Here is an 8,361-nt window from a genome sequence, read left to right as displayed (position 1 = left end):
AGCCTGCCGCACGGCGATCGTGGCCGCTGCGACGCCACTTGGCGCCGTCAATGTCCACGCGGTAAGCGCAGGCGCCTTGCGTCAACTTCGGGGTGCACTCACGGCGCCGATCGAGGTGCGAATGGACTATGCAAGAAAAGGCGGCATCGAAGTCCGGCAGGCGCAAGTCAGTTGTCGTCTCGATGCATCGGGCAGGGTCACTGCTATAACATAGCGCCAAGCCTTGATTTGCCAGCCTGCGCACAACGACAGCGGCACGATCGGCTTTCCATCTACAAGGCGGCCTTCTTCGGCGATGGCGGAGGTGGGCACGCTGACCTTCATGGTCGCCCTTGTCCCATCGCCCCTCGCGGAATTTCGGGCAACCTCGCCTTCGGCGCCTCCAAGACGTATTGCAAAGATACCGTGCGCCACTTACGCCGCGCTCGAGAAGTGACGGTCCTACGGTGCGGCGGGCGGCGGCGGCGCGCTCGGCAAAAGGGGGTCAGGTGACCGTCATGACCCAATGACAATGGCGCTCAACTCGAAATGCATAGAATGAAGTTCAGCCGCGAGTTCAAGCTCAAGGCGGCGAGATAGGTGAAGGATCGAGGTGTTGCGTCGCCCAGCTGCGCACAAATCGGTGCGCGATCTATCGGGTGATCCGCCGATGCGTTTCCTGGCCACGCCAAATGAAACCCGAACAGCTGGAGATTGACCGATTGCGCAAGGAAGTCGCGAAACCGAGGGCGGAGCGCGAAATCTTACAAAGCGGCAGCCTACTTCGCGAGCGAAGTGATACGAGATTCGCTTTCATCGTGGGGAGTCACGCTCGCCGGGCGCAAGATCTTCATGCTGCAATGCCGGACCAATGCCGGCGTCCGCCGTAAGCCCGCGATCCGGAAGTCCGGTGCGGTCGAGGAAGCTCGAAAATCGCCAAGGACAGGGTACTTCCCGGTCGATCGCGGTGAACTTGAGCTTCGAGGACAGGTCAACCACTTCGACGAGAGCGCCCAAAAGGTGTTGGCGAGGCTGCTGGGCTATTTGCTGTCGACGCTGAATTTGGCGGCATGTTAGTCGGTGCTGCTGGCCGGCGCCCGTTTGGGAGCTTGGGGGCGGGGAGGCGCCGGCCGAGCGGACATCAGGTCCGCCGCCTGGAGAGTTTAACAGCGGCCACGCCCGCGCCTATGGCGTTATCGCGGAAGGCCGGACGGCAGCAGGTCACTGCACGACCTCACACGCCGGTCCGTCTGCGCTTACGATCGGCTGTCACAGCACGAACTGACTACGGCTTTGCAACCACGGCGCATCAATGAGCGCCGCTAAGTAAGCAGCGCCCCTTCTTGTAAATGACAGCCCCATGCGATCCTACCAGACTTGCCGATCGTACCAGTCGTCAATATCCTGCCGAACACGGTCCTTTTCGATACCATATCGTTCCTGGATCTTGCCTTCGAGCTGATCGCGATTGCCAGCGATGCGATCAAGATCATCATCGGTAAGTTTGCCCCACTGTTCCTTGATCTTACCCTTGACCTGCTTCCAGTTTCCTTCGACCCGATTCCAGTCCATGACTTATCCTCCATTGTTTTACACAAGGCGAAACGGTCGTCGGGCCTGGGAGTTCCGGGACGAAGATCTCCGATGTTCACATCTCCAGTTGGGCAGTGACGGCGCCCATTAGGAGATGGTGGGCCTTTTGGGGACGCGTCGACCTCCCCGACGAAGGCTCTTTTCTACACATGGACAGGCGATGCGGCGCCGTAGGTGAACGCAAACACCGAGCGGAGCGTGACATGTTGAGCGAGAGGAGCACGGCTGTCCCACGCAAGATCATCCATGTCGAAATAGCCCTCCCTGGCTTCGGGCCGCTAGGCCCGCCCCGCGATTGCGACATGCCGGATCCGAATAGATGGGCCATTCAATACCCCTGCCTGGGAGCTGGCTCCATGCCACGCGCGTCGCCGGATTGAACCGGAAGAGTCCGGCCGCGTTGTCTGGTGACTGGAATGGCAATTGTTGGAGATAAAAAATGGCGAACACTGGCACAACGCGTGGACGCAACCAGGACCGGGCAAGGGTCGCTGGTGGGCAGGACCATGAGATGAGGTATGAGGCGAGCAAGACCGGCGCCAGCAAAGCTGACGTCAAGTCGGCGGTGAAGTCGGTCGGCAACAGTCGCAAGAAGGTCGAAGACAAGCTGGGCAGGAAGTGACCCTCGCCCCCACAAGACGCCAGCGACAGTGGCGATATCAAGAGCTCGAGGTTCAGCGCGGAGGATAGGCCAAATTGCCCTATGACCGACTGCCGGGAGGTTCTCATGAGAGGGCATGCACATGACCCGCATCGCCACCTTCAATGTGAACGGTGTCAACGGCCGACTGCCTGTGCTCCTGAAGTGGTTGCACGAAAGCGGCTGCGACATCGTGTGCCTGCAGGAATTGAAGACGTCGGACGACAAGTTTCCTGCCGAAGCGATCAGGGAGGCGGGTTACGGCGCGATCTGGCACGGCCAGAAATCCTACAATGGTGTCGCAATCCTCGCCCGCGGGATCGAGCCGGTGGAACGTCGACGCGGCCTGCCCGGGGATCCTGACGATACCCACAGCCGCTATATTGAGGCCGACGTGAATGGGATCATCGTGGGCTGTCTCTACCTGCCCAATGGCAATCCTGCGCCCGGCCCAAAGTTCGACTACAAGCTGCGCTGGTTCGATCGTCTCATCAGCTACGGCCAGCATTTGCTCCAAAACCGGGCGCCAAGCGTTCTGTGCGGCGACTTTAACGTCGTTCCGACCCCCGTCGACGCCGTGGTGCCGAGCCGATGGCTGGGCGATGCGGTCTATTTCCCGCAGAGCAGGCAAGCCTATGCCAAAATGCTCCAAGCTGGCTGGATAGATGCCGTGCGGCGCATCCATCCGGAGAAGGGCATCTACACCTATTGGAATTTCTCCTACCGTGGTGGCTACGATCGGAGTTCCGGTCTGCGAATGGACCATCTCCTGGTGAGCCCCTCTGCCTCCCACCGGCTGCGCGATGCTGGCGTGGATGTCGAGCTTCGCGGGTGGGAGAAGCCAAGCGACCATGCGCCGGCCTGGATCGAGCTCAATTGACTGGGAGGAATGCAGATGGTCGAATTGGATGAAACGTCGATCAACAAAAATCTCTTTGTGTGTGGCCGGCGGGAGGAGCCGAGCGGGGGCACCGCCAAACACAATGACCTGGAGGCAGCTCCGCTCCTGCTGCACCAGGATCATCCACTATATGCGTTCGCCGACATGCCACTGAACAGGCTTTGGAACATCGGGGAGATATTCCTCGGCTGCCAAGCCGCGGATGGCAAGGAAGCAAGGGTCGTGTCTGGTCTGGACCAGTCCAAGGTGCAGAGCACTGCCAGGAAAGCGGTCCGGCATTGACGAAATTGGACCAAGGCCTGCGGTTTGGACCGCTTCGTGAGCGCTGGGTCCACCTTTGCGTCGACATGCAACGGATGTTTGCCGAAACGACGGAGTGGCACACGCCGTGGATGGGGCGCGTATTGCCCAATGTCGTCGCCCTCGTCGAACTTGACCCCGCGCGGACGATCTTCACCCGGTTTATTCCCCCTCAATCTCCTATCGACGCCGGCGGCGCCTGGAGACGCTACTATCAAAAGTGGGAGACGATGACCCGTGATAGGCTTGATCCTCAGTTGATTGATCTTGTTCCGGAACTGGCGCGGTTCGTGCCGCCCGCTTTGTTGGAGGACAAACCTGTCATGTCGGCCTGGCACGGGTCACTGCATGCTCGCCTGCGGTCTGCGGGAATTGATTCACTGATCGTCTCGGGCGCGGAGACGGAGGTCTGTGTGCTCGCCTGTGTGATGGGAGCCATCGATTTCGGCTACCGGGTGATCATCGTCGCCGACGCGGTATGTTCCGGAGCTGACTCGACGCACGATGCCATGCTGGCGATCTATGAAAGCCGCTACGGCATGCAGGTCGAGACAGTGACCACCGCCGACCTCTTGGCCGCTCGACTGGACGGAATGTTGTGACATCGAGAGCACCCTTGCGCATGGCAGAACAGGAAATGATTATCGACGCGTGGCGTCACGACGAGCTTCGATGTCGGGCTGGAAGCGCGCCGGCGCATGGACTTTCTCAGCACCAGCACATCCTTATGGGGCGCTTCTTAACGTGTCGCGAGCGGATGGGGCAGGCGCGGTATTGACCGACTAGGGGACGGGAGCTTGATGTCGCCCACTGACAGAAGGCGACCGCCCGCTGTGGCGGGACAATCATGTCCCCGTCCCGTTGTCTCCGCTTCGCCAAGCAGTCAGTGCTGGCGAGGGAAATCGCGCCGGCGCCGGCGATGGCTAGGATAAACATCCGGCCGGCGATAGCGAGATCCTTTTCGAAATGCAGCAATTCGTTCTGGCTGGCGAAATTCGTGTGGAATAGGGCGGCCGTTGCCAGGCAGAACAGTCCAAGGCAAACCGCGCCCAGGCGGGTCAGGAAGCCCAAGCCTACGGCAAGCCCAACTCCCAGCTGAAGCGCTATGGTGCCGATTAGAAGCGGCGAGCTGACACCGAGTGCCGCCATGGCTTTCGCGGCACTTCGAAGTGGCTCGCTAGCAGCAGTGACAGGAGCAGCCGACCAACCAAAAGGGTCAAGTCGCGAAGGTGTAACTTTGAGGCGATTTGTGATGTTCTCACGATTGGCTCCAGCAAGAATGGAAGTGGCAGGCGCTTTGCAGCGCCTGTCTAATTTACTTTGTCACTTTGGTGTCGATGGCCTTTTGCAGGTCCGCGCGCTCCTCACATCCGGCCGGGCACAACTGCGTCAGCGACGCTAGCTGCTCCCTGGCCTTGGCCATATCGCCGGTCGCGACATACAGCTCGCCGAGGTACTCGCGCGCGGCCTTATGGTCCGGCTTCAGTTCGAGCGCCTTGTTGTAGTAAGTTAGCGCCGTCTCGTAGTCGCCGGTCTTGCGCAACGTGAAGCCGAGCAGGTTGTAGAAGTCGGCCTGTTGGGTGTCTTGCGCAAGGTCGCGAAGGTCGGCCAGCGCGCCCGTATAGTTCTTGGCCTCGATCTTGGCTTTGATGCCGGTGAGGTCCGGTGCGTCGTCGCCTTCGATGTTGTCCACGGCATAGGCCGGCACGATGACGGCGACGGGCACGACGGTCAGGACCGTCAGGGCACCTAAGAGCCCGAAAAGGGCAGGTTTCCCGAAAATTTTGTGGTTCATTGTCTCTCTCGCTTTCTTGTGCTCCCGTTCAGATCTGCACGGGGGTGAAGCCATAGGCGTTGCCGTCCTTGACGAAGGTGCCGGTGCCAGGGAAGGGGAAATGCGAACCTGAGATCCGGATGTCATCGGCAATCACGCGATCGATCAACTTGTGCCGCGTGGCGATCGCCGTCGGCCCGTCCTGGTCGTAGCTGCCTTGCCATTCCGGATGCGGCGCCAGCAGCGCCGGCACATATATGGTGTCGGCCGAAATCATCATCTGTTCCTTGCCGGAGTTCGCCAGATACACCGAGTGGCCGGGCGTATGGCCGGGCGCGGCGATGATCTGGACGCCGGGCACGACTTCGGCCCCATCCTCGACCAGTCTCCAGTTCTTCCATTTCGGGAAGTTCTCGGCGATGCGCTTGCCGGCCGGCTTGCGCCCTTCGGGCAGTTTTGCAAGGCGGGCAGGGTCGGTCCACCAATTGTATTCCGTTGCGTTGACGATGAGCTCGGCGTTCGGAAAGACCGGCGCGCTGGTGCGCTTTTCCATCAGGCCCCAGACGTGGTCGGGATGGAAATGCGAGATCATGATCGTGTCGATCGTCTGGTAGTCGATGCCGGCGGCTGCCATGTTGGCCGGCAGATGGGTGGCATTGGTCTGCCATTGGCCAACGCCCGAGCCGGCATCCATCATGATCAGCCTGCCGTTCATCTTGAGGACGACGACGGTGAGCGGGATAGGCATGAAGTCCGTCGTCAGGCCGGCCTTGGCAAGCGCTGCCTTGGTGTCCTCGACCGAGACATCCTTGATGAAGGCCGGGTCGTGCGGCTTGCGCCAGATGCCGTCATAGATGGCGGTAATCTCGATATCGCCTACTTTATATTTGTAGAAGCCAACGGCCGGCTCGACCGGCGTTTCGGCGAATGCGGGACGGGTGAATTCCAGCTTTCCGGCAAGGCCGAAGGCGGCAGCGGCGGCAGCGGATCCAAGCAGTGCGCGGCGTGTCATGTTGATCATGGTGGTCTCCTGTGGGAAGCGGTGATTTCCAGGGATGACGGAGCGCCCCTGGCCCTCCGTCCCTGAATGCGGATTCGACCTCAGTTACCCCAGATGCCCTGCCCGGGTTCGTCCGCGTCAGACTTCGTGGTCAGCTTGAGCTTGTGCTGAGCCATGGCCGGCTTTTGGATCGAAGCCGTGTCAGACTTGTCGACATTGGCCACCGGCTGGTTGGCATTATTCGAGCCATAATGGTCGCTGTCGGCGAAAGCGCTGCTCGTGGCAACGAGGATGGCGGCAGCGGTAAGGGCGATCTTTCTCATGTCGATAATTCCTGGTTTCGAGAGTTGAGATGTTTTGGAGTTGATTGACGGACCGCGATCAGCGGCCCCAGATGCCGTCGCGGTTGTGCTGGGCGATAACGTCCTGAACAGTCATCTGACTCGGCCCGGTCGTCACCTTGGTGTCGACCCCGTTCTGGCGCCCGATGTCGGAGGCCTGGATGGAAGCGGTATAGCTATGGTCGACAGTCGCGGCCGGCTGGTTGGCGCTGTTCGAGCCGTAATGGTCGCTGCCGGCAAATGCAGTGCCTGTTACGAGCAGCATGGAGAGTGCAGCGAATGTGATTCTGTTCATTTCGAGGTGTCCTTGTTTTGTCGTTGAAATGCGTGCGGAGAACGGCCCCGCTACACAGCAAGACCCGGCGGGGCTTCGCTTTATTCCCGAGCTGCCACGGAATTGTCTTGGACGGCAGAAATCCAGCGGCTGGCGGGCCTGGACTATGCTGGCGGGCGCGACCCGAATACGCGGGCGATGGGATGGATGAAATGAACTGGCGAGCGCCTTCCGGAGCGCCGCACTCGGCTGGGAGTTTAGGTCAAGCCGAGAGATCAATCGCGAGCATGCGCCTCGCGTCCGAAATGGGTATGATTGGGCCGGTGGGCCCGTCAGCTTCGGGCGCGTGGGACCTGCGGCTACCACGGCGGCGCATTGCACGTGTGTTCTGGAAAGACGGAAATCAGCCGGTCACGGCGGCAGCGCGGAAGCGCGCCACGAAATCGTCGAGTTCGGGCCGCTCCATGTCGGAGATCGCCCAATAGGAGAACGCGCCGTCGCTCCATTGCACCAGCGAGAAGCCGCCCTCCGAAAGATCGACCGGCTCGGTTACCGCCCCGCCATTTTGAGGCTCGGCGACAAGTGTGATCAAGTGCTCACGATGGCGATACACCAATGCCGGCACCGGGCGGCCGCCGATGACCTCGACCCTGCCGCCGACGAGCGCAAATCCCTCCTTGGCCATGTCTGGCGCGGGCGGTGAAAGCCCGAGCCTAGCGTCGAGCCAAGGCTTTACCGTGTGCCGGTCCGACGAGACGACATCCACCGGGCTGGTCGCGAGCAGGCTGCGACGATGGCCGCTGGCCACGCCGGCGGTGAAGCTGTCGGGCGCGCGCTGCATCGCCCATTGCGTCGCTCTGCTGGCCACCACGGCGCTGATCATGATCGAGGCCGCCATGGCACGCCAGTCGAATGAGCCGAAGCTTCGCGCCGACCACACCGTTCGTGCCGGCTTCGCCTGTGCCAGGGGCGCCCTGGGCCGCAGCACCTCCACGTTGGCGGCGGCGGCCATGGCTGCGATGCGTGCACTGAGGGCGTCGCTTGCTTTCGGCTTCGGAAGCGAACCCAAAACCTGTTGCAAAGCAACGATGCGGGCATGTTCGGCCGCGAGACTGGGATCGGCGGCCATGCGACGCTCGACCGCTATTGCTGCTGCGGCGTCAAGCTCCCCATCGACCAACGCGTGCAGCATGCTTGCATGCGCCTTCATGCAGGCGTCCTGCACGACATCCTCGGCGTCCGTGGCATTGCCGGTCAGCCAACGGGCAAGGGAAAGTGCGTCGGGAGGCAAAAGTCTCATCGATGTCAATCACCCTCTGGACTGCAACGATGCAAGCGTTCGGAGCGCAAGGATTGCCGCATTCACGATCAGGACCACACCCGCGAACACCGGGCATTCTCTACCCCGACCGGAGCAGGGTCTCACGATTCACCTCGCGACCGTCTTGGGGTTGATGCCATAGCGCCTCGAAAGCGACCTCAGGCTCGCTTGACTATGTTGTTTCGCTCGACGGATCGCCTCTGTCGTTGTGGCGCTACCATGCAGAACCTGGCCCATA

General features: G+C 61.2%; 11 protein-coding genes and 5 pseudogenes. 8 read left to right on the top strand and 8 right to left on the bottom strand.

The genetic code is table 11. The annotated features are described in order from the left end of the window. The 4 genes and pseudogenes from NKJ46_RS31000 to NKJ46_RS30985 form a co-directional block, all read left to right on the top strand. Nucleotides 1-214, top strand: a pseudogene (locus tag NKJ46_RS31000) (hypothetical protein); the annotation flags it as partial. Between the two features lie 9 nt (nt 215-223). Next, nucleotides 224-531 (top strand): annotated as a pseudogene (locus tag NKJ46_RS30995) (hypothetical protein); the annotation flags it as partial. A gap of 48 nt (nt 532-579) precedes the next feature. After that, nucleotides 580-797 (top strand): annotated as a pseudogene (locus NKJ46_RS30990) (transposase); the annotation flags it as partial. After that, on the top strand, nt 694-1,056 hold the full coding sequence (locus NKJ46_RS30985) for a hypothetical protein (RefSeq protein ID WP_352670567.1): 363 nt from the start codon (nt 694-696) through the stop codon (nt 1,054-1,056). The pseudogene NKJ46_RS30990 and the gene NKJ46_RS30985, both read left to right, overlap by 104 nt. A 291-nt stretch (nt 1,057-1,347) precedes the next feature. Here NKJ46_RS30985 and NKJ46_RS30980 read toward each other — a convergent pair whose 3' ends face one another. Beyond that, on the bottom strand, nt 1,348-1,551 hold the full coding sequence (locus NKJ46_RS30980; protein ID WP_352478587.1) for a CsbD family protein: 204 nt from the start codon (nt 1,549-1,551) through the stop codon (nt 1,348-1,350). A 460-nt stretch (nt 1,552-2,011) separates the two neighbouring features. Here NKJ46_RS30980 and NKJ46_RS30975 point away from each other — a divergent pair, with 460 nt between their 5' ends. From NKJ46_RS30975 to NKJ46_RS30960, 4 genes are all read left to right on the top strand, one after another. After that, the gene (locus NKJ46_RS30975; protein ID WP_352670559.1) at nt 2,012-2,194 is read left to right on the top strand and encodes a DUF3606 domain-containing protein; all 183 of its coding nucleotides are present in this window, start codon (nt 2,012-2,014) and stop codon (nt 2,192-2,194) included. 121 nt (nt 2,195-2,315) lie between these two features. Further along, the gene (gene xth / locus NKJ46_RS30970) at nt 2,316-3,092 is read left to right on the top strand and encodes an exodeoxyribonuclease III (RefSeq protein WP_352670556.1); all 777 of its coding nucleotides are present in this window, start codon (nt 2,316-2,318) and stop codon (nt 3,090-3,092) included. A 15-nt stretch (nt 3,093-3,107) separates the two neighbouring features. Further along, nucleotides 3,108-3,395 carry a hypothetical protein gene (locus tag NKJ46_RS30965; RefSeq protein WP_352670553.1) on the top strand — a complete coding sequence of 96 codons (288 nt, stop codon included), beginning with the start codon at nt 3,108-3,110 and terminating at the stop codon, nt 3,393-3,395. Continuing rightward, complete coding sequence (locus NKJ46_RS30960; protein ID WP_352670550.1) at nt 3,392-4,015, top strand: cysteine hydrolase family protein; 624 nt, start codon at nt 3,392-3,394, stop codon at nt 4,013-4,015. The genes NKJ46_RS30965 and NKJ46_RS30960 overlap by 4 nt, the downstream gene beginning before the upstream one ends. A 292-nt stretch (nt 4,016-4,307) precedes the next feature. Here NKJ46_RS30960 and NKJ46_RS30955 read toward each other — a convergent pair. The 7 genes and pseudogenes from NKJ46_RS30955 to NKJ46_RS30925 form a co-directional block, all read right to left on the bottom strand. Next, nucleotides 4,308-4,675 (bottom strand): annotated as a pseudogene (locus tag NKJ46_RS30955) (DoxX family protein); the annotation flags it as partial. 53 nt (nt 4,676-4,728) lie between these two features. Further along, nucleotides 4,729-5,208, bottom strand: coding sequence for a tetratricopeptide repeat protein (locus tag NKJ46_RS30950; RefSeq protein WP_352670547.1), 480 nt, complete (start codon nt 5,206-5,208; stop codon nt 4,729-4,731). 28 nt (nt 5,209-5,236) lie between these two features. Beyond that, a complete protein-coding gene (locus tag NKJ46_RS30945; RefSeq protein WP_352670544.1) occupies nt 5,237-6,208 on the bottom strand; it encodes an MBL fold metallo-hydrolase in 972 nt (323 codons plus the stop codon). An 80-nt stretch (nt 6,209-6,288) separates the two neighbouring features. Next, entirely contained in the window at nt 6,289-6,510 is a 222-nt protein-coding gene (locus NKJ46_RS30940; RefSeq protein ID WP_352670541.1) for a DUF680 domain-containing protein, read from the bottom strand. A gap of 58 nt (nt 6,511-6,568) precedes the next feature. Beyond that, the gene (locus NKJ46_RS30935) at nt 6,569-6,823 is read right to left on the bottom strand and encodes a DUF680 domain-containing protein (protein ID WP_352670538.1); all 255 of its coding nucleotides are present in this window, start codon (nt 6,821-6,823) and stop codon (nt 6,569-6,571) included. A 382-nt stretch (nt 6,824-7,205) separates the two neighbouring features. Beyond that, nucleotides 7,206-8,102 carry an anti-sigma factor family protein gene (locus NKJ46_RS30930; protein ID WP_352670536.1) on the bottom strand — a complete coding sequence of 299 codons (897 nt, stop codon included), beginning with the start codon at nt 8,100-8,102 and terminating at the stop codon, nt 7,206-7,208. Between the two features lie 132 nt (nt 8,103-8,234). Beyond that, nucleotides 8,235-8,360 (bottom strand): annotated as a pseudogene (locus NKJ46_RS30925) (IS481 family transposase); the annotation flags it as partial. Between the last annotated feature and the right edge of the window lies 1 nt (nt 8,361).

The sequence above is a fragment of the Mesorhizobium sp. M0166 genome (genome assembly GCF_040322255.1).
In the GTDB taxonomy this organism is placed as follows: domain Bacteria; phylum Pseudomonadota; class Alphaproteobacteria; order Rhizobiales; family Rhizobiaceae; genus Mesorhizobium.
This window is presented reverse-complemented; position numbering and strand designations above follow the sequence as displayed.